The sequence below is a fragment of the Chryseobacterium sp. BGARF1 genome (assembly GCF_001677955.1).
Lineage (GTDB): Bacteria > Bacteroidota > Bacteroidia > Flavobacteriales > Weeksellaceae > Chryseobacterium.
In genome coordinates, this window is record NZ_LELA01000001.1 from 50,588 (window position 1) to 71,571 (window position 20,984).

21 protein-coding genes are annotated in these 20,984 nt (G+C 32.2%); 10 read left to right on the forward strand and 11 right to left on the reverse strand.

All coding sequences use genetic code 11. The features are described 5' to 3' along the window. The 5 genes from AB671_RS00240 to AB671_RS00260 form a co-directional block, all read right to left on the reverse strand. Window positions 1-462, reverse strand: a complete 462-nt coding sequence (locus AB671_RS00240) for an SRPBCC family protein (RefSeq protein WP_066679971.1) — start codon at window positions 460-462, stop codon at window positions 1-3. 17 nt (window positions 463-479) lie between these two features. Then, window positions 480-1,316, reverse strand: a complete 837-nt coding sequence (locus tag AB671_RS00245; protein WP_066679972.1) for a phytoene/squalene synthase family protein — start codon at window positions 1,314-1,316, stop codon at window positions 480-482. Between the two features lie 9 nt (window positions 1,317-1,325). Then, entirely contained in the window at window positions 1,326-2,792 is a 1,467-nt protein-coding gene (locus AB671_RS00250; RefSeq protein WP_185114111.1) for a phytoene desaturase family protein, read from the reverse strand. 2 nt (window positions 2,793-2,794) lie between these two features. Beyond that, window positions 2,795-3,466, reverse strand: a complete 672-nt coding sequence (locus tag AB671_RS00255; RefSeq protein WP_066679973.1) for a MarR family winged helix-turn-helix transcriptional regulator — start codon at window positions 3,464-3,466, stop codon at window positions 2,795-2,797. A gap of 186 nt (window positions 3,467-3,652) precedes the next feature. Further along, window positions 3,653-5,029, reverse strand: coding sequence for a helix-turn-helix transcriptional regulator (locus AB671_RS00260; protein ID WP_185114112.1), 1,377 nt, complete (start codon window positions 5,027-5,029; stop codon window positions 3,653-3,655). Window positions 5,030-5,371: 342 nt separating this feature from the next. Between AB671_RS00260 and AB671_RS00265 the strand changes: the two genes are divergently transcribed. Together AB671_RS00265 and AB671_RS00270 are read left to right on the forward strand one after the other, a co-directional pair. Further along, a complete protein-coding gene (locus tag AB671_RS00265; RefSeq protein WP_066679985.1) occupies window positions 5,372-7,180 on the forward strand; it encodes a hypothetical protein in 1,809 nt (602 codons plus the stop codon). Between the two features lie 233 nt (window positions 7,181-7,413). Beyond that, a complete protein-coding gene (locus AB671_RS00270; RefSeq protein WP_066679975.1) occupies window positions 7,414-7,641 on the forward strand; it encodes a hypothetical protein in 228 nt (75 codons plus the stop codon). A gap of 45 nt (window positions 7,642-7,686) precedes the next feature. Here AB671_RS00270 and AB671_RS00275 read toward each other — a convergent pair whose 3' ends face one another. Then, window positions 7,687-8,982: a voltage-gated chloride channel family protein gene (locus AB671_RS00275; protein WP_082987187.1), complete on the reverse strand. Its 1,296-nt coding sequence runs from the start codon at window positions 8,980-8,982 to the stop codon at window positions 7,687-7,689. A gap of 265 nt (window positions 8,983-9,247) precedes the next feature. On the opposite strand from AB671_RS00275, the gene AB671_RS00280 reads away from it, so the two are divergent. Further along, the gene (locus AB671_RS00280; protein WP_066679976.1) at window positions 9,248-10,192 is read left to right on the forward strand and encodes an aldo/keto reductase; all 945 of its coding nucleotides are present in this window, start codon (window positions 9,248-9,250) and stop codon (window positions 10,190-10,192) included. Window positions 10,193-10,258: 66 nt separating this feature from the next. Here AB671_RS00280 and AB671_RS00285 read toward each other — a convergent pair whose 3' ends face one another. Further along, entirely contained in the window at window positions 10,259-10,867 is a 609-nt protein-coding gene (locus tag AB671_RS00285; protein ID WP_228390972.1) for an MBL fold metallo-hydrolase, read from the reverse strand. 779 nt (window positions 10,868-11,646) lie between these two features. On the opposite strand from AB671_RS00285, the gene AB671_RS00290 reads away from it, so the two are divergent. Next, entirely contained in the window at window positions 11,647-12,270 is a 624-nt protein-coding gene (locus AB671_RS00290) for a TetR/AcrR family transcriptional regulator (protein WP_066679977.1), read from the forward strand. Between the two features lie 88 nt (window positions 12,271-12,358). After that, on the forward strand, window positions 12,359-13,444 hold the full coding sequence (dnaX, locus tag AB671_RS00295; protein ID WP_066679978.1) for a DNA polymerase III subunit gamma/tau: 1,086 nt from the start codon (window positions 12,359-12,361) through the stop codon (window positions 13,442-13,444). Window positions 13,445-13,526: 82 nt separating this feature from the next. Here the strand turns inward: dnaX and AB671_RS22140 are convergent, their stop codons facing one another. Beyond that, window positions 13,527-13,676 (reverse strand): hypothetical protein, encoded by a 150-nt coding sequence (locus tag AB671_RS22140; RefSeq protein WP_157444097.1) that lies wholly within the window; start codon window positions 13,674-13,676, stop codon window positions 13,527-13,529. Between the two features lie 70 nt (window positions 13,677-13,746). Between AB671_RS22140 and AB671_RS00300 the strand changes: the two genes are divergently transcribed. The 4 genes from AB671_RS00300 (at window position 13,747) to AB671_RS00315 (ending at window position 17,280) form a co-directional block, all read left to right on the forward strand. Continuing rightward, a complete protein-coding gene (locus tag AB671_RS00300; RefSeq protein WP_157444098.1) occupies window positions 13,747-14,064 on the forward strand; it encodes a hypothetical protein in 318 nt (105 codons plus the stop codon). A 352-nt stretch (window positions 14,065-14,416) separates the two neighbouring features. Beyond that, complete coding sequence (locus AB671_RS00305; protein WP_066679980.1) at window positions 14,417-15,496, forward strand: chorismate mutase; 1,080 nt, start codon at window positions 14,417-14,419, stop codon at window positions 15,494-15,496. Window positions 15,497-15,604: 108 nt separating this feature from the next. After that, on the forward strand, window positions 15,605-16,531 hold the full coding sequence (gene rsgA / locus AB671_RS00310) for a ribosome small subunit-dependent GTPase A (protein WP_066679981.1): 927 nt from the start codon (window positions 15,605-15,607) through the stop codon (window positions 16,529-16,531). Window positions 16,532-16,863: 332 nt separating this feature from the next. Then, the gene (locus AB671_RS00315) at window positions 16,864-17,280 is read left to right on the forward strand and encodes a nucleoside-diphosphate kinase (RefSeq protein ID WP_074228878.1); all 417 of its coding nucleotides are present in this window, start codon (window positions 16,864-16,866) and stop codon (window positions 17,278-17,280) included. Between the two features lie 404 nt (window positions 17,281-17,684). Here the strand turns inward: AB671_RS00315 and rpe are convergent, their stop codons facing one another. Further along, a complete protein-coding gene (rpe, locus tag AB671_RS00320) occupies window positions 17,685-18,335 on the reverse strand; it encodes a ribulose-phosphate 3-epimerase (RefSeq protein WP_066680780.1) in 651 nt (216 codons plus the stop codon). Between the two features lie 101 nt (window positions 18,336-18,436). Beyond that, the gene (locus AB671_RS00325; protein ID WP_066680779.1) at window positions 18,437-19,513 is read right to left on the reverse strand and encodes a M28 family peptidase; all 1,077 of its coding nucleotides are present in this window, start codon (window positions 19,511-19,513) and stop codon (window positions 18,437-18,439) included. A gap of 52 nt (window positions 19,514-19,565) precedes the next feature. Here AB671_RS00325 and AB671_RS00330 point away from each other — a divergent pair, with 52 nt between their 5' ends. Next, a complete protein-coding gene (locus AB671_RS00330) occupies window positions 19,566-20,273 on the forward strand; it encodes a DUF4294 domain-containing protein (RefSeq protein WP_066680778.1) in 708 nt (235 codons plus the stop codon). A gap of 23 nt (window positions 20,274-20,296) precedes the next feature. Here the strand turns inward: AB671_RS00330 and AB671_RS00335 are convergent, their stop codons facing one another. Next, a complete protein-coding gene (locus tag AB671_RS00335) occupies window positions 20,297-20,713 on the reverse strand; it encodes an NUDIX hydrolase (protein WP_066680777.1) in 417 nt (138 codons plus the stop codon). Window positions 20,714-20,984: the final 271 nt, after the last annotated feature.

A 20,984-nucleotide genomic window follows, 5' to 3' on the forward strand; every position in this document is an offset into this window, starting at 1 on the left:
CTATTTTTTATTAAATGTTTCTTCTAAAATTTTAAATCGGTAATCGAAAATATGTTCCAATTTTTTCTTTACCATTACACTATGTGCAATTTCTCCTAAAAACCCGAAAGGTAATTCGTAACTTACGGTATCCATCATCAAAACACCTTTATCGTTCAGAATAAATTCATGAAAATGATTCCATAGTTTAAATGGACCTTTCTTCTGAAAGTCTGTAAAACTTTTCTGAAAATTAACTTCCGTAATTTCTGTTTGCCAGTTTAGTTTAATTCCCAAAAGAGGCGAAACATAATAATCAATCAGCATTCCCTCATAAATTTCAGCATCAGAAAGCTGAGTTCTCACCACAAAGTTCATGTCTTTCGGAGTAATTTCTGAAAGATTATTTGCCGAAGAGAAAAATTTCCAGGCAGTTTGTATATCGCAGTTAAGTTGTTGTTGACGCTGAAGTTGATGTACCATTTTTTAGATTTATATTTTTAGAGAAAAGACATTTTGTATTGCACATAACTGCTCATCATCAAAGAAAATTTTCTACCGTTTGATATTCTGATTCTTTGATTGATAATATTATGAGCAGAGGTTTTTTTTATTTTTCTGAAAAGAGAAGTATAATATCGATAAGCCAGATAAACCCCAAATCTTGAAGAATTCGGAAGTTTTTTGATGCCTTCTAAAGCTTCTTCAAATTCGGCATAAATTTCTTTTTCAATTTGAGACTTTACCACATTATCAAAGTAAGAAATATCAACATTTGGAAAATAAGTGCGTCCCAAAATCTGATAATCATCTTTCATGTCACGAAGAAAATTTACTTTCTGAAAAGCCGAACCCAATTTCATCGCAGAAGGTTTCAGTTGATTATATTTTTCTTTATTTCCGTCTACAAAAATATGAAGACACATTAAGCCGACAACTTCTGCAGAACCGAGAATATATTCTTTATAAAGTTCAGAGTCATAATCGATTTTCTGTAAATCCATTTCCATACTGTTAAGAAACTGATTAATCAACTTTACATCGATTTCGTATCGGTGAATCGTCTCCTGAAATGCCTGCAAAATTGGGTTTAAAGAAATTTTTTCTTCTAAAGCCTGATTGGTTTGCTCACGAAATCTAGCCAAAAGAGTAGTGCGATCAAAACCATGAAAGCTGTCGACAATTTCATCCGCCAATCTTACATATCCGTAGATGGCGTAAATAGAATTTCTTATTTTCGGGGACAGTGCCAAAATTCCCAAAGAAAAACTCGTGCTGTATTGTTTTGTCGTCTGTTTACTAATTTTATAAGAAAGTTCATCGAAAAGTTTTTTCATATTCTTTGGTTATTTAGTTGCTTCGGTTGCGGCTATTTTTCCTGAAATAATTGAAGGAGGTACTCCCGGTCCGGGAACGGTGAGCTGACCTGTGTAAAAAAGATTTTTTACTTTTTTATTTCTCAGTGAAGGTTTCAAAACTGCGGTCTGATTCAGCGTGTTGGCTAAACCATAAGCATTTCCTTGATACGCATTGTAATCTTTTTTGAAATCATTGATGCAATAGCTCTTTTTATAGTCGATTTTTGATAAAAGATTTGATGATTTGGTATGTTTTTCAAGCCTCTCAATCATTTCGAGAAAATATTTTTCTCTGATTTCTTCGTTATCTTCAATTCCTATTGCGATTGGCAATAAAAGAAATACATTTTCGCAATTTTCAGGAGCTACATTTTTATCTGTTTTTGACGGACAGCAAGCATAAAATAAAGGTTTTGTAGGCCATTTTTTATCTTCGTAAATTTCAGAAGTATGAAGTTCGAGATCGTTTTCAAAAAATAAAGTATGATGTTTCAGATTCTGAATTTTTTCTTTAAATCCTAAATAATAAATAAGACATGATGGTGCGAAAACTTTTTTCTTCCAATAATCTTCATTGTAATTTTGATATTTTTTTTGAATTAAATTCTTTTCTGTATGATGATAATCCGAAGAAGCAATTATGCTATCAAACTCAATTTCTGAACCGTTGACAACAATTGATTGCGCTTTACCATCTTTAATTTTAATTTCATAAACATTTGAATTTAAATGAAACTGAGCGCCTTGTTCTTTTGCAATTTCAGACATGGCTTCAATGACTTTATAAAAACCTCCCATCGGATACCATGTTCCCAATTTATAACCGCCATAATTCATTAGGCTGTATAAGGCTGGAATATCTTTTGGTGCGGCTCCGAGAAAAATAACCGGAAATTCCATTAACATAATCAGTTTAGGATTTGAAAAATACTTTCTTACAAAACGATGAAAATTAGTTAATAAATCAAGTTTTAAAGCACTTTTTGCAATCTTTGGAGAAACAAATTCGAACCATGAATGACAAGGTTTGGTCACGAAATCTTTCATGCCGACTTCATATTTGTATTGAGCATCATCCATGAATTCGTCAAGCTTTTTTGCTGCCCCTTTTTCTGTATTTTCAAAAAGATCACGCATTTCAGAATAATCTTTCGGAACAGCCATAATTCCGTCAGAAAAAACCATTTCAAATTGTGGGTTTAAAGAAACCAATTCGTAATAATCGGAAGTTTTTTTATTAAATGCACTGAAAAAATCTTCAATAATATCGGGCATCCAATACCAACTTGGTCCCATATCGAAAACATAACCATTATCGGTGGTAAATTGTCTGGCTCTTCCTCCCAAACTGCTGTTCTTTTCAAAAACGTGAACTTCATGACCTTCTTTTGCAACATAAGCTGCCGCTGATAGACCTGAAAATCCGGAACCGATAACTGCTATTTTTTTAATCATAATTAATTATCATTAAATGAATATTCTCTAAAGACTGTATCTATTAAATTTGCACTCTCAATATTTCTTCCAAAAATTGGATTGTGAAAATGGTCAAGCTTATTTAATAGCTCAATTAACTCATATTTTTCGTCCTCAGTAAGATTACCACTTACAACTTTAGTAGCATTTCGAATGTTTGTCATTTGTTTTTCTAGCGCATCGAGTCCTTTTTGAGTAATTGCAATAATTTTTGTTCTTTTATCTGTTTTAGAATCTGTTTGTTTTACCCATTCATTTTTAATAAGACGAGTAATGATGAGATTTCCGACAGGTTTATCCTGAATATTTTTTTTAATTAATTCGGTTTTTGACATTTCACCAAAAGATTTTAAATTAATTAGGTAGATAAATTCTTCCTGAGTCGAAAATTCTGAACCGGTAATTGCAGACTTTGAATAGGTCTTCGCATATCTGTTCATATGAACAAGTAGTGTACTAATAACGCTTTCCGGAGTTCTTCCGTTTTCTTTTCCTTCCCAAATAATATTTTTTTGAACCGGAGCTTTTTTATTTTGATGATGCTGAATCCAAGTTTTAAATCCTTCAATATCAGTATTGTATTGTGAATTTGTATTTTCAGAATCAAATTGTTCAAGCAACTGAATTACGTCTTTTGCTAAATTATAATTCATATCTAAATCATTTAATAGTACACAAATATACTTATTATAATTTATAAACCATATTTATAAACTAATTTAAATTTAAACAAAAAAATAAAACTTTGAAAGATCAAAGCCTTATTCTTCTTAATTTAATTACTTTTTTACGATCTATGTCTCTTAATTTATTACAAAGCAATAGAGGAGAAATAAAACTCAGATTTGATCGATCCAATGATAGATGTCGACATTCTGAGGGATATCTAGTTTTTTTCTAATTCGGTATTTCTTGTTCTGAACTGTTCTGGTTTCTATAAAACTGATCTTGGCAATTTCTTTGGTGGTCAATTTCATTTTTAAAAGAGCACAGAATTCTATTTCCGATTGTTGTAGATCTGTACTTTTTGCTAAGAGCTTAGACGAAAAATCAGGATAGATGTTCTCAAATGCAAAAATAAACGCAGGATCTCTTTTTTCTAAAAGCTCCATCAGATCATGATACGCTTCACTGAGATTGATTTCTGGCTTTACTTGATCTTCATTTATCGTTTCATGATTTTTTTTGCCTTTTCTTTTTATCATAAAAAAGAGAATTGTAGTAATAGCCGCTAAAGCTGTAACGATCCAATACCATAAAGTGTTTTTAGAGTTTTCCTGTTCCTTTTTATCTTTATTGATAACCTCCTGCAAAGAATTGTATTTGCTCTTTAAAGCCTTCAGTTCGTATTGCTCAATTTTATTTCCATAAAAATTGATACTGTCATTTACTTTGAGAATTTCATATACTTCTTTTAGAGAATGATATATCTGATTGGTGTTGATCTCAGTTCCGGTTTTTTTACTGATAAAAAGCGCTTTGTGGAAGTTTTTTAAAGCACTTTCGTAATTTCCTTTATCCTTATAAACTTTTCCGATCACAGAGTAATTATCGATCATCGATTTGTCGTCAATACTATTTCCAGGTTTTATTAAAATTGATTTCTTAGCGTAATGATAAGCAGAATCAGCATTTATCTGACTGTAAATATTGGCAAGATTAGCATAATTAAGATACTGAAAATTATCACGTTCGTATTTATCTTTTAGCTGCTTTCCGCTTTCAATTTGCTCGTAGATTTTTTTAGCTGCTTCTTTAGGTTGATTTTTATCTAAATAAATATTGGCAAAGCTACTGAGTACATTAGCTTTTGCGTAAAATATCTTTTTGCTGTTCGCATCTCCTTTCTGTAGGATCTGGTAGGCAGAGTTTAAATAAGCGATCGCTTTATCAGGAAATTTATTGATAGAGTAGATCTCTGCTATATAAATATTAGACATCGCTTCAAAATAGATGTCTTTATATTGAAAAGATTTTTTCTGGAGATCTTCACTGGTAATGATCAGACTATCCATCATGTTTTTACTGTAAAAATACCTACACTTTCTGTCTAGAAGTTTCATTTCTGAAATAGAATCTTTCAAAATGACAGACTGCTTAAGAAGCTTGTTTAGCTCTTTGTATGCTTCATCAATGTTGGTCTTATAAAGTTGAGTATTGTTGCTGATATTGGTTTTCAGCTCTTTGGCGGTCAGTTTTTGCTGGGCGGTAGCCAAAAAACTAAAAAATATAATAAGTAATAAGAGTGTTTTTCTAAACTCAAACATTATTAAGTGATAAAATATTTATGGAATTAAAAAGGTAAATTTAATAAATAAAAAATTAAAAAACTGCTATATTATTATGATTTTTAACAATAAAATTATAAATACTTAGTAATTTATCTAATTTTTTTATTTTGAAAATTGTACAGCATTAGATTGGCATTTAAAAATTATTATTTGTTGCATAGTGAGGTTTAAATTTTTACATTTGCCAGGAATTTAATACAAATTCACAGGTTTTCAGATCATTATCACTTTCATAGAAATATGAGAGTAAATTTATTGTTTAAAATAATGATTAATAAGCCTTTACACAGTTTTCATATTCCCGTTATGGGATTATCTTACACGATAGACAGCCCGATTCGTGTCGCGCAATACGGAATTTCTTCAGTTATATCGATTATTGATGACGAAATTGTAGAGAAAATGAAAAATTTCTACAGCAAAAAATTCAATCTTAATTATTTTGGAATTTCCTCTAAAACAGAAGATCACAGAGCCAAAAGAATTACAGATTATCTAGATATGATGGATGATATCGTCACAGAAAAATTTGAATCTTTTAAAGAAGAAATTTCTAAAAATACGGATGCTCTGAAGAACTTCATGGCGATGCTTCCGAATACTTCCGAACTAAAAGACGGACTGCAAAATATTCTGAACCAGGGAGATTCTATAGCTTTAAATATTAAAAGCTTTATCGAAAAAAATCTTACTCCGGGAAATATCGATGTCAATATTATGACCAAGGTTGATAAAGACAATTATCGTAATAACGAGCAACTTCCTGTAATTTTTAATGATGCGCATGCTTCTCTTCGTGGGTTTGCTCAAAGTAAGATATCATCATCGATGGTACTTTCCGCAGGGATGAACCCACGTTTGTACAGTTACATTGAAGAGTTTGAGGATTTTTTTCCGGATGCTAATAATTATATCAAAAAAAAGATCATTCTTAAAGTGAGTGATTTCCGTTCTGCAATGATCCAGGGGAATTTTTTGGCTAAAAAAGGACTGTGGGTTTCAGAATATAGAGTTGAATCGGGGCTTAATTGTGGCGGTCATGCTTTTGCGACGGAAGGTTTGTTACTTGGTCCGATCATGGAAGAATTTAGATTAAAGAAAAATGAATTGATCTCTTCGGCACATTCTCTTATGATTAAAGCTCTTGAGCAAAAAGAAAAATACATTCCTACTGAACCATTAGAAATGAAAATTACAGTTCAGGGTGGAGTAGGAACTGCTGAAGAACATGATTTTCTTCTTGAAAATTATCAGGTTGATAGTGTTGGTTGGGGATCACCGTTCTTATTGGTCCCTGAAGCTACATCAGTAGACCGTGAAACACGAGAGCTTCTGGTGAGATCAAAGCAAAACGATTATTACCTAAGTAATATTTCTCCGTTAGGAGTTCCATTTAATACGGTAAAAGGAACTTCAAATGAAATTTTGAAGCATCATAAAGAATCAAAAAATAAATTCGGAAGCTCGTGTCCTAAAAAATTATTGGCATTAAGCAAAGAGTACTCTCCACAAGGAATGTGTACGGCTTCAAAAAAATATCAGGATGTCAAACTGAAAGATCTTGAAGCTGTAAAAAGTGAAATTACTCAGAAGCAATTTGAATCTGAAAAACAGAAGATCACCGATAAAGCTTGTTTGTGTGTAGGCTTGGTTAATTCTGCGTATTTAGAACAGGGGATTGAAATAAAAGGTGAGAAGCAAGGAGTTGTTGTTTGTCCGGGACCCAATTTAGCCTATTTTGATAAAGAAGTTTCTCTTTCAGAAATGATTCAACATATTTATGGAAATGGAAATGTTCTTCCTGAAACTGACCGATCTAATATGTTCATTAATGAACTGAAAATGTATGTAGACCATTTAAGAAAAGAGATTTTAGATTTTTCCGGGGAGCTGACCAATTCGCAAATTAAAAAATGGAAAGCTTTTAAAGCTAATCTTTTTGAAGGAATAGCGTATTATGAAACTCTATTTAGAACAACTTCTTTCTTTGTTAATGATAAAAATAAAATTCAAAAACAATTAGAAGGTTTTAAAATAGATTTAGATGAAATTGCGATTCCTGAATTAGTAAAATAAACTTTGTTACTAAGACCGAAACTCTTTTATTTCGGTCTTAGTTTCTATTTAAGCTTAAATAATTGATCTTATTGAAACTGATTTTCTAAGTTTTTTAATCTGTAAGATCAAATTGTAAGATAAGCAGTTGGTTATCTCACTTTGAATAGCGAACAGTTGAGTTTGCGACGAAACCAGACGCATTTGCACAACAGACAGATAGGTCTGCACAGCGAACAGTTAAGTTTCCGATAATGTCAGACATATTTGCAGAACGAACAGATGGGTCTGCACAATGGACAGTTGAGTTTGCGATGAGGTCAGATGGATTTGCACCGCTAACAGTTTCTATTGCGAAATGTACAGTTGAGTTTGTGAACAATACAGGTGTATTTACACAGCAAACAGATGATTTTGTAAAGCGTACGGATAAAATAGATGAATGTACATGCAGAACGAGTAGTCGACAAAGAATATTCTAATCGTTTTGTGGTTAAAAATGTAAACTAAACTTGCTTTTAGATGCTTTAAAGATATTCCTCCTTTTTCCAATATCTTTTGTGTTTAGACTTGCCAAGGATCTGACTTTTATAAATACTGTTTTGCCCGGAAAATAAATACGAAACAAAACACGCAATGATCACATAAACTCCGCATTCTATTCCAAATAATTCAAAAGCCATGATGCTGCATGCAATTGGAGTATTGGTAGCGCCGGCGAAAACTGCTACAAAGCCCATTCCTGCTAAAAGTGCCAAAGGCAAGGGAATAAAATACCCAAGTGTATTTCCTAAAGTTGCACCAATAAAAAATAACGGAGTCACTTCGCCGCCTTTAAAGCCCGAAGCTAAAGTGATGATTGTAATGATTGCTTTTAAAGCAAAATCATAAGCTGGTAGCTGTTGCGAAAAAGAGTCTTGTATCGTAGGGATTCCTAAACCAAGATATTTTGTGGTTCCCATTGACCAGACCGATAATAAAACGATAATTCCCCCTATCAAAGGACGGAGCGGTGGATAAGAAATTTTAGATTTAAAAAGGTCTCCTGTCTTATGAATGGTTTTGCTGAAGAATGCGGCACAAATACCAAAGAAAATACCGGCAATAAGAACATATAAAATATTCAATAATGAAATTTCAGGGATAAAACTGATCACATATTCAGTATGATGAGTGTTTAATGATTTTGTAACTAAATCTGCAATAAATGATGCGGAAATTGCAGGAAATAAGGCTTTGTATTTTATTTTTCCCGTAAGAGATACTTCAAGCCCGAAGACCGCTCCGGCTATGGGAGTTCCGAAAACCGATCCAAATCCTGCTGCGATCGCTGATATAATTAAAATCCTCCTGTCTTCGCCCGAAAGCCTTAATGGTTTTGAAAATTGGTCTGCAATTGATGCTGCCATTTGCAAAGCTGTTCCTTCACGTCCTGCAGAACCTCCAAAAAAATGAGTGATCATCGTTCCTAAATAGACCAATGGAGCCATTTTAAATGGAATTATTTTTTTGGGTTCGTGAATAGTTTCAATCAATAAATTATTTCCGGCTTCAACATCTTTACCAAAATAATAATATAATAAACCAACTAAAGATCCAGCTAAAGGTAAAAAAACAATGATCCAAAGATGATCTCCTCTAAATTGTGTTGCCCACTCTAAAGTTTGTAAGAAAAAAGCTGAGGCACATCCGATAAAGCCTCCAATAATTGCAGTAATGAAGATCCATTTCGCTACAAAAAACGTTGAAGGATACTTTCTGAAAAATAATTGAATTAAAACACTGAGAGTTCTAAAAACCGATCTTTTATTTTTATTAAACATAATAACCTGATTAAATGGTAAACATTCAACTAATCAGGCGCCATCAGCTTTTTAATACGGTTGGGTAAGGAAGACACCATTTCCTTTATTTCGAAAGAACAAATTTATAAAAAATTATGACAATGTACATTGGAGTCTGCCTTGAAATTCTTTTTAATCGAAATTTTCTATGGGTTAAATTTTTATTAAAACTAAATTCCTGAGCTGTTTTCCAAAGGTTGTTACATAAATTAGCTTTACTTTTTAAATAATATAAAATTTGTTTATGGAAAAAATAAAAATAAAGAATACGGATCTTTTGGTAGCACCGGTGAATTTTGGAGGAAATGTTTTTGGTTGGACTTTAGATGAAAAACAATCTTTTGATATTTTAGATCAGTTTACAGCGGGAGGTTTTAATTTTATAGATACTGCTGATACCTATTCTTGGTGGGTCAACGGAAAAGGCGGTCAGTCGGAAGAAATTATCGGAAAATGGATGAGGCAGAGGAATAACAGAAATGATTTGGTAATCGCAACGAAAGTAGGCTCAGAAACAAAAGAGCATGGTTTCGACATCAGTAAAAAACATATTCTGAAATCGGTAGATGAATCTTTGGCTCGACTTCAAACCAATCATATCGATCTTTATTATACGCATTTTGATGATCAGAAAACCCCGGTTGAAGAAACGTTAGAAGCGTATGATGAAATTATTAAAGCTGGAAAAGTAAGATATATTGCGGCTTCGAACCTTTCACCCGAAAGATTGAAAGAATCTTTTGAAGTTGCCGAAAAAAATAACCTTCCGAAATACGTCGCATTACAGCCGCATTATAATTTATTGGAAAGAGAAAAATTTGAATCTCAATATGCAGATCTGGTGAAAGAATATGATTTGAGTGTTTTTACCTATTGGTCTTTGGCAGCAGGTTTTCTTACCGGAAAATATCGTAATGAAGATGATTTAAAGAAAAGTGCAAGAGGAGAAGGAGTAAGGAAATATTTAGATGAGAAAGGTCTGAATGTTTTAAAAGCTTTGGATGAGATCAGCGCAAAACACGAAACCACTCAGGCTTCCATTGCATTGGCTTGGCTTCTGGCAAATCCATTAGTGACCGCTCCGATCGTAAGTGCAACGAGCGAGTCTCAATTGAAAACTTTATTTGCTGCTCCTGAACTTAAATTAAGTTCTGAAGATATTGAGCTTCTAAACAAAGTAAGTCAATAGTTTTAAAATTTGACACAAAAAAACTCCTGTAGATTTATTTTGCAGGAGTTTTTTTATGTATAAAGTTTAGAATTGTAAAATACTTTTTTGTAGGTCGTGATAAAGAAGAACTTTCCAATTGTTTTCAATAGCTTCTTTTTGCCATTCTATCCTAAGTTGCATTGCTTTTTTACCATCAAAATCGCTTTTGTAAGCTAAGTGATATTTCAGATAAGACTCTTGCGGAAGGTTATCTGCGCCATAAAAAACAGTCTCATCATTCTCTGTAATTTTAAAAATTTGCATAAAAGGAGTGTGCCCGCCAACAACTTCATAATAAATTTCATCATTGATTTGTCCCTGATCATCATTCATCCAAACAATATTGGGTTGTTGAATGAGTGCTTCTAAAATTTCAAAATCAAACGACGGGTTTCCACGGCTTTCAAAAGCGAAATCAAGCTCTCTTTTTTGAATATAAATTTTAGCATTCGGGAAATTAGGTTCAAATCCATCATCTGTTTTTATTAAAGTACCATTGATATGGTCTTTATGCAAATGAGAAAGCAAAACCTTTGTAATTTGACTGGTCTTAATATTTTCTTCTTGTAAAATTTTATTTATAATCAGTTTATTCTCTATGTTTTTCCAACCGAAGCCTGCGTCAATAAGGATATAATCGTTTTCTGTAATGATTAAAAAGGTTGAATAGACATTCTTATTCCTTTAGCTTCAGGGTTTTCTTCAAGAATTTTAAAGTTTTTAAACTTGTCGGCTACAAAATTGTCTTCTTTTAGAGGGATGATTTTCATTTAAGTTTACATTATGTACTGATTTTTAAATAATAAATTCAGTTTACAGTTGCAAAGATACATTTCGTGATAATTATGAAAATAAAAATGAACAACAATATTCTGTTCACAAAAAAAAATAAAATTGTGAACCGGAAATTACTTTGAAAATTGAAGTTGGCACTAAACATGTAACAGTACTGCAAATACAGTAAAAAAAACAATAAATATCTTTTGAGGATTTATGATTTGATATTAAAAAAAATTGTAATTTTAATTAAGGATATTAAAAGATTTTAATTCTCAATATTACATGTTTAATAATTGATTTGTTTTAATTTTTTCACTTAAGTGGCATTAATTTTATCTATGTGATACTATTATTTTGTTATTATTGAATAAGTGTTATTGTTTAATAATTGTCATTTGATTAGGATGTAGTATTTTTGCACTTTTTATTTGAAAAAAAATTAAAGATTAAAAATATTTGTTTGTTTTTTTTGCAGACCAAAAACCGGATGATGAAAAAAATCGTATTTATTAAAATATATCTTACACAATTCTCACATAAGAGATGTATATTTGTTAGACAAGCTTGTTAAATCTTTTGTAAACAAAAGATTAGATGTTGTGTAAGATTTTTAAATATTAAATTAATTGCTTTTAGCAAAATAAATTGAAACGATGCCTAGAAAAGTTGTACAAGGTCCGATTAGAGACAAAGAAAAAACAAAACAAAAACTACTCAATGCAGTAGGAAAGATTTTGAAAACGAAAGGATATTCAGGATTAATGGTAAGCAAGATTGCTGCTGTTGCTGGTTTTGATAAAAAACTAATTTATGAATATTTTGGAAGCACAGATAAATTAATTGATGAGTATATCAAATCTCAGGATTACTGGAGCAGATTCGCACCAGAAGGAGATATTGATTTGTCTGATGGAGGAAAAGAATTGTCTAAATTAGCAATTCTTAACCAGTTTGAAACTCTAAAAAAGAACAAAGAACTTCAAAAAATCTTAGTTTGGGAAATGTCTGAAAGCAGACCTATTCTTAAAAAACTTTTAGATCAAAGAGAAGAAGTTGGAGAAGAGCTTTTCAAAAATATTACAGACCCTCATTTTGGCGATAAAGCTGAAGAATACAGAGCGATTACTGCTATTTTAGTAGCTGGAATTTATCACTTGAATCTTTATACAGGCCACAATGGATCTACTTTCTGCGGAATAGAAATGAAAACTGAAGAAGGACGAAAGAAAATTGAAAAAGCTTTGGTAGATATTATTGACTACGCTTACAGCAAATAATATCCTGTTACCCAAAAGTAATAAAGAGTTTACTAAAATTTGGAAGCTAAAATTTTTAAATTAAAACTATATTTCTTACTTTTGGGCAATGGAAAATTTTATCGTATCTGCAAGAAAATACCGTCCTCAACAGTTTGATACTGTTGTTGGACAATCTCATATTACAGATACTTTAGAGCACGCCATTGAAGAAAACCAGTTGGCGCAGGCACTCTTGTTTTGCGGTCCGCGTGGCGTTGGTAAAACGACTTGCGCCAGAATTCTGGCAAGAAAAATCAATGAAAAAGACGGCTCTGTCTCTGAGGATGGTTTTGCTTACAATATCTATGAGCTCGATGCAGCATCCAACAATTCTGTTGATGATATTCGTGAACTGATAGATCAGGTACGTTTTGCACCCCAGGTTGGTCAGTACAAAGTGTATATCATTGATGAGGTGCACATGCTGTCTTCTGCTGCATTTAATGCTTTTCTTAAAACTTTAGAAGAACCGCCTGCTCATGCAATCTTTATCTTAGCAACGACCGAAAAGCATAAAATCATTCCTACCATTTTATCGCGTTGTCAGATTTATGATTTTAAAAGAATTACCATTCTTGATATTCAGAATCACTTGAGGGGTATTGCTGAAAAAGAAAATGTAAAGTATGAAGATGATGCATTATATCTGATTGCCCAAAAAGCTGATGGAGCATTAAGAGACGCCCTTTCGATTTTTGACAGACTTTCTACATTTTCTCAAAAGAATATTACCCTTGCCAAAGCCGCTGAAGTTCTTAATATTCTAGATTACGATCAATATTTGAAAATTGTTGATTTTGCTAAAGAAAATAAAATTCCCGAAATCCTTTTTGCTTTTAATGAAATTGTAAAAAAGGGCTTTGACCCTCATTTATTTATTGCCGGACTTGGAAACCATTTCCGCGATTTGATGATGGCTCAAAATTCTTCAACAATAGATTTAATTGAAGTAGGAGAGCAGACTAAAGTAAAATTTGTTGAGCAAGGGCAAAAATGGAGTCCTCAAAATCTCATCGACGGAATTGAAATTTGCAATCATGCAGATATCAATTATAAAAACTCAAAAAATCCTAGACTTACCGTAGAAATTGCCTTGATGCAATTATCTTCTCTTTCAGCCGGTGGCGAAATAGCTAAAAAAAAAAGTTCATAATACTAGCTCCATTTCTTCAGGAGAAACAGGATGTTAAATTACCAACTCAAGTTCAGGAAAAGAAAGTAGAAGAGGTAAAAGTTCAGGCTAAAGTTACTGAACCTGAACAAACTTCACAACCTGTTGCTAAAGCTTCAAAGCCTTTATCAAAACCTAATCTTTCTTCAGGGTTTAGTATTAACTCTTTTCTGAATAAAGAAGAAAAATCTGAAGAAACGGAAAAAACCGTCATTATAAATACTGGTAATCTTCCAGAACATCATTTTACTGAGACCGACGTTCAAAATGAATGGACCGAACTTTTGAAGCAGCTCCGTACCAAAGACCCAGTAATCTTTAATGCAATAAAAGCTTTTAAGCTTCATAAAATGGATGAGAAAACGATTCAGATTTCTTATCCTTCAGACTCTGCGAAAATAGAATTTGATAAAATAAGCATCGAGTTTTTTAATCATTTTAAACATAAAGTAAACAATCATTCTATCGTTTTTGAATTTAATAAAGACCACGAAAACCTTAAGATTGAAATCATGACGAAAAAGAAAATTTTTGAGAAATTTATTGAGATGAATCCACTTTTAAAAGATTTGGATGATTTAATGAGGTTTGATTTGTCATAATTTTTATATCTTTGCTAAATATTTACAAAGACAAAGATAAATACAGTATAAAAATTGGAACATTCCAAGTTTACATATACGCCTGATTTTACTCAAACAATCAGTTTTATACCTGCTTATTTCTTAAGCGGTTATCTTTCTTTTGCTACATTTTATTATAGAAATTTTAGAAGTTATTATCGATTTTATTGGTATAGCTAATTTAATTTCTTTCTTAAAAAATATAAGGATTCACTTTTAGATTCCTGATTTCACAACAATTTTTGAACGACATTTTTTTGAAAGAATTATAAAGTAATTTTATAATACATATACTATTGACTCTAATTTAAAAATATAAATATAAAACGATATGAATTTAAAAGATTTGGAAAACAGCTGGATTAATCAGTTCCAACAGCCACTTATTATTGCAGGACCATGTAGTGCGGAAAGCGAACAACAAATGCTGGAAACTGCAAAAAGAATTAAAGAAACAAATACGCAAGTTCCTATTTTTCGTGCAGGAATTTGGAAGCCAAGAACCAAGCCGAATGGTTTTGAAGGAGTTGGTGTTATTGGTTTAAACTGGCTAAAAAAAGTAAAGGAAGAATATGGCTTCAAAACTGCAACAGAGGTGGCTAATGCTCATCACGTTGATGCTGCATTGAAAGCTGATGTTGACATTTTATGGATTGGCGCGCGTTCTACGGTAAACCCTTTCACAGTTCAGGAGATTGCAGAAGCTTTAAAAGGAACTGAAAAAATAGTTTTAGTTAAAAACCCCGTAAACCCTGATTTAGCGCTATGGATTGGTGCTTTAGAAAGGCTTTTAGGGCAAGATATTAAGAATTTAGGAGCAATTCATAGAGGATTTTCTACATACCAAAAAACAAAATATAGAAATAATCCAAATTGGCAGATTGCTCTAGATTTTAAAAGTCAGTTTCCTAATATCCCTATATTAATTGACCCTTCACATATTTGTGGAAACCGTACCGGATTGGCAGGAATTACTCAGGAAGCACTAAATGTTGGCTACCAGGGTGCTATTATTGAATCGCATTGTAATCCTGATGAAGCGTGGAGTGATGCTTCGCAGCAGATTACTCCGGAAGTTTTAGGTGAGATGATTTCTAATCTGAAAGTTAGAAGTACTGGCTTGGCAGGTTTTGATGATGAAATGGGAAGACATAGAACTTTAATTTCTGATTTAGATTTTCAAGTGATTGAATTACTTTCTCAAAGAATGAAAATTTCTGAAAAAATCGGAAAACTGAAAAAAGAAAATGATATTGCTATTTTCCAGCCAGACCGTTGGAAAGTAATTACTGAATATGCCGCACAGAAAGCTTCAGAAACAGGAATGTCGCAAGATTTTATTGAAAAAGTTTTTAAAGCAATTCATGAAGAATCTATTGAAGTTCAAAACAACATTATGATTAATAGATAAATTGGGTTGAAATAAAGATGATAGGGTTTAGAATTTGTAACTAAGCAAATTGGATATAAACTAAATCCTATTATCTAAAACCTAATTCCTTATATTTGCACTCATAGTATGAAAGGAAAAATCATTAAATCTACAGGAAGCTGGTATCAGGTTTTGGAAACGGAAACCGGAAAAATTTTTGAAGCGAGAATTCGTGGGAAATTTAAATTGATAAAAACCAGGCTTACCAATCCTTTGGCCGTTGGTGATTTTGTTGAATTTCAGTTGGAACAAGACGATGTTGCATGGATTACAAAAATCGAAACCCGCAGAAATTATCTGATTCGAAAATCTGTAAATCTTTCAAAAGAAGCGCACATTATTGCGTCGAATATTGATTTGGCGTGTTTTATCTTCACATTAAAGCATCCTGAAACATCTCTCGGTTTTCTTGACCGGTTTCTTGCTTGCTGTGAAGCTTATAATATAAAGCCACTTATTTTATTTAATAAAATGGACGTTTTGTCAGATGAAGAATCTGAAATTATAAAAGATATTGAATTTCTATACAATGAAATTGGATATGATTCCTTAGAAATATCTTCTTACTCTAAGCTTAATCTGGATAGTCTTGTTGAGATGTTGAAAGATAGAACCTCAGTGTTTTTCGGGCATTCAGGTTGTGGAAAGTCTACATTGGTCAATGCGATGCAGCCGAATCTTAATTTGAGAACCTCCGAAATTTCAGACACTCATTTAAAAGGAAAACATACCACCACTTTTGCGCAGATGCACTTTTGGGATTTTGGCGGAAATGTTATTGATACCCCTGGTGTACGTGAATTTGCCATGATTGACATTGAAAAAGAAGAAGTACAACATTATTTTCCTGAGATATTCAAAAAGAGAGAAAAGTGTAAATATCATAACTGTCTTCACGTAAATGAGCCAAAGTGTGCCGTTTTGGAATCTTTAGAAACTGGTGAAATTCAAGCGACAAGATATTCTACCTATGTTAAGCTTATGGATGAAGCGGAAGAAAACGCTCGCAACTAAATAATTCTTACCTTATTTTAAAAAATCTAATTATTGCTTTAATTCATATTGAAGCAATAATTTATTGTACTTACTTGTATATTGTTTTACGATTGCGAATTGCATAATTAAATTGACTTTTTATTGTAAATAAAAAAACCCAGCCGAAGCTGGGTAAAAACTAATAACCATGAAAACTCAAATTAAACATGAGAATCGAATTAGTAATTGCAATTACTGTGCCAAAAATGTTTTTAAAATTTCTTAATAAAAGTTATTTAATGTTAAAATTAAATTAAAATTATATTTTGGATATTTTTTGTAATTTTGCGCCATTAAAAAAATATATAGTTATGTCAAACATTACATTTACAATGATTAAGCCAGATGCGGTTGCTGACGGTCATATCGGAGCTATTTTAGGAAAGATCTCAGAGGGTGGGTTTAAAATCAAAGCTTTGAAATTAACTCAACTTACTGTTGCTGATGCTAAAAAATTCTATGAAGTGCACGCAGAAAGACCTTTTTACGGTGAATTAGTTGATTTTATGAGCTCTGGACCTATCGTTGCAGCTGTTTTGGAAAAAGACAATGCTGTTGAAGACTTTAGAACTTTAATTGGTGCTACCAATCCTGCTGAAGCAGCAGAAGGAACTATCAGAAAAATGTTTGCTAGAAGCATTGGAGAGAATGCAGTGCATGGTTCTGATTCTAACGAAAATGCATTAATTGAAGCTCAATTCCATTTTTCAGGAAGAGAGATTTTTTAATTAAAACTTTACGAAAAAAAATCCGGAAATTATTCCGGATTTTTTTTGATATTATTTGGAGAGGCAATTATCTGTCATTTTGTCCTCCTGAAAAATCATGAAAAAAATGTTCTTTCAGAATTGATATTATTTAGATTCATTCTAATTAATCGTGTTTTGTTTGTTGTTTTGCTAATTCAGTTTGCGATATGTTTAGAAGAAAAACTAAAATAAATGCTTATTATTTAAAATTTCAGTGTTTTTACGGATAGGTTGGTGTTTTATATTTTACCATCTTTATGCTAATAAAAACAGAGAATCATATTTTTCTGATATCCGAATCAAAAACAGTGAAAACTAACAACCATATAATTACTCTCTCAGCAGTGGGAAGAAAGGCAGTTGATTAAACTGCCTTTTTTTATTTAAATTTTTAAAAGCTCGATTGTTTTTTCAGGATTTTCTGTTGAGAAAACAGCATTTCCTGCAACTAGAACATCAGCACCTGCTTCAAATAACTTAGATGCATTATCTAAATTTACTCCACCATCCACTTGAATAAGTGCTGTAGAATTATTGCTTAAAATAAGGTCTTTGGTCTCAGCAATTTTCTTGTAAGTATTTTCGATAAATTTTTGACCTCCAAAACCCGGGTTTACGCTCATTAATAATACCAAATCTACATCTGCGATAATATCTTCCAACATCAAAACCGGAGTAGAAGGATTAAGAACAACTCCAGCTTTTGCTCCTTTACTTTGGATAAGATTGATTGTTCTGTGAAGGTGTGTGCAAGCTTCGTAATGTACAGAAACAAGATCTGCCCCATAATCGATAAATTCTTCAACATATTTTTCAGGTTCTACAATCATCAAATGTACATCTACAAATTTCTTTGCGTGTTGTTGGATTGTTTTCATCACCGGAAAACCGAACGAAATGTTAGGGACAAATCTTCCATCCATTACATCAATGTGTAACCAGTCGGCTTGAGAATTGTTTAGCATTTCAATGTCTCTTTGCAGATTCCCAAAGTCTGCAGATAAAAGGGAAGGAGCAATAAGCTTCGTTTTCATTTTTACTTTACTTAGATGTTAGATATTATTAGAAGCTAAATATTAGAAATCAATCATTAGTTTTTAAACTAAATTCTAAGATCTAATTTCTAACTTCTTTTTTAATGATATTTCAGTTTCATTTCTGGTTTTATCTTCAGAAGTGTTTCGTAAATCAGTTGAATCACGTTTCCGACATCTTCTTTAGAAACCATTTCTACTGTTGTATGCATGTAGCGCAAAGGTAAGGAAATCAAAGCACTTGGTACGCCACCATTAGAATGAGCGAAAGCATCTGTATCTGTGCCTGTTGCTCTGCTTGCTGCTGCTCTTTGAAAAGGAATTTTTTTGGTTTTTGCAGTGTCAATAATCAGTTCTCTGATCGTGTGATGTACACTTGGAGCGAAAAATACAACCGGACCGTCACCACATTTCTGATCGCCTTCTTTTTTCTTTTCAATCATTGGTGTTGTTGTATCGTGAGTAACATCTGTAACGATTGCAATATTAGGTTTTATAGTATCTGCAATCATATCTGCTCCATAAAGACCAACTTCTTCTTGTACTGAATTGGTGATGTATAAACCGAAAGGAATCTGTTTTTTGTTTTCCTTTAAGAGTCTTGCAACTTCTGCAATCATAAATCCACCGATTCTGTTATCTAAAGCTCTGCAGACAAAATAGCGGTCGTTCATTTCGAAAAATTCATCAGGATAGGTAATCATACATCCGACGAAAATTCCCAAATCTTCAACTTCCTGTTTTGAGATTGCTCCACAATCGATAAAAATATTGTCAATTTTCGGAGTAGGTTCATTTTGGTTGGCGCTTCTAGTGTGAATTGCCGGCCATCCGAAAACTCCTTTTACAATTCCTTTTTCACCATGAATGTGAACGATTTTAGAAGGTGCAATGGTTTGGTCTGAACCTCCGTTTCTGATTACATAGATTAATCCGTCATCGGTAATATAGTTTACATACCAAGAGATTTCATCGGCATGTGCCTCAATAACCACTTTAAACTCTGCTTCAGGATTGATAATTCCATAGCAGGTTCCATAGTGGTCAACTTCCACTTTATCTACATAAGGTGTGATATAATCCATCCAGACTTTTTGCCCATCATGTTCATAACCGGTTGGTGATGAAGTGTTTAAATATTTCTCTAAAAATTTCAAAGATTTCTTTTCGAATTTCATATAAAGGGAATGATTTTTGTTGTCAAATTTTGTTATAATACGTGTAAAAATAATGAAATTTCATAAAATTGCCTGCCTTTTTCTCTTGTTTTTTGTGATTGGTGTTTCTGGGCAGCAGAAAGATTCTATAAGTATAAAGCCTCTCAGTCAGTATCCGCCGGAAGAACTGAGAACAGATGAGTTTGGTAATAAATATTATTATGATGCAAGGCAAAAAGCTAAATTCTACGAAATCAACGGTGAAACTGTTGTTGTAATGGATGAGTTGGTGCTTTTAAATAAACCAAAATTCAATAATCAACTCGATAAAAATTATTACTTTTTTCTAAATAAGAAATTATATAGGGTTTATCCTTTATTTCTAACTGCTTTGCAACAATATAGAGATATTCAGGGCGAAATGAATAATTTGGATAGCGCTGCCAAAAGAAAATATGTAAAAGACAGACAAAATATGTTGGCTGACCAGTATGAAAAGCAATTGCGGGACTTGACGACAACTGAAGGTCAGGTTTTTGCTAAATTAATGAATAGAGGAACTGGGAAAAATGTTTTCGAAATCATTAGAGAATTACGTGGTGGATGGAGTGCATTTTGGTGGAATGTAAAAGGCAAAATGGCAGATATTGATTTGAAAGAGCCTTACAATCCTCATAAGAATAGAACAGATGAGTTCTTAGAATCACTTTTGCAATCTAACTGGAATTCTGGTTATTTACAACCCTATCCTGGAGCAAATGATTTTAAAGTTTCTAAATAAAAAAGAAAAATTCCTGTAAATATTTACAGGAATTTTTCTTTCAATTTATCGAAAACAATTCTATCGATAGGTAGACTAAAAGGATTTTCAACTGAGTCGATAGAAATCCAGTCTATTTTTTCAATACAAGGATCCATAATAATGAAATCTTCTTCATTAATGATGTTTACCATATAATATATAGTAAGAAGCTGCTCGTTTTCTTTGAAGCGCGAAACCAAAAAATCTTCCTGTGTATAAAGATGTTCTATTACTTCTATATGTACATTTAGCTCTTCTTCAAATTCTCGCTTCAGGCAATCTGTCAATCCTTCTCCGTATTCTAATCCACCGCCCGGAAATTTCATTAAGGCTTCACCTGCATATTCTTCAAAAAGCGTAAGAACTTTTTTGTCTTTTACAACGCATGCATAAACTCTTACATTAATATTGTCAATCATAGATAGTATTTTGCTTAGCTAAAATAGGAAAAATAGTTAGAAGTTTAGAGTTGTCGATTATGAGTTTTAACAAAAAAGCTGTTTAAACTAATTTGAAATTTAACCACAAAAGGAACAAAAGATAATTATAAAGCTATTATTAATAATCAAAGTTCTCAAAAGAATAAAAAATCAAAGATTTTTAAAGATTTTTGTGTGCTTTTTTCTTTGTACTCATCAACTTTAGATAAAAGTATCTAAATCTTTTGCCTCTTTTGTGGTTAAATAAAAA